1 protein-coding gene is annotated in these 280 nt (G+C 38.6%); it reads right to left on the reverse strand.

Annotated elements, in window-relative coordinates; all coding sequences use genetic code 11:
- Positions 1–280 (reverse strand): hypothetical protein (locus ACK99Q_RS17790; RefSeq protein WP_410187434.1); only part of this gene is annotated, 280 nt, incomplete at both ends.

The following is a 280-nucleotide window of genomic DNA, read 5'->3' on the forward strand; positions in this document are numbered from 1 at the left end:
ACCATCATCATAATACTCCCAATCTTCATCTTTTTCCTCCAGTTCTGCAATCAGTTCATCTTTATCTCTATAATTCTGCTCATACAGATATCGAGCCTTTTCTTCTAAATCTTCAATCTCCCAGTAATTTGCTAAACCCAGAACGTCTTTAAAGTCCTGCAATGTAATTTCTCTGGAAACTCTGGCGTTCGGGTATTTATCTGTAATGCCTTTATTAATCTCTACTCCGGTTTCCAGAGACATAGCTGCCAATACTTTTTCAAGCTCAGCTACAGCTGGT

Source organism: Aeromicrobium sp. MLTX1 (assembly GCF_046452335.1).
Classification (GTDB): Bacteria; Actinomycetota; Actinomycetes; order Propionibacteriales; family Nocardioidaceae; genus Aeromicrobium.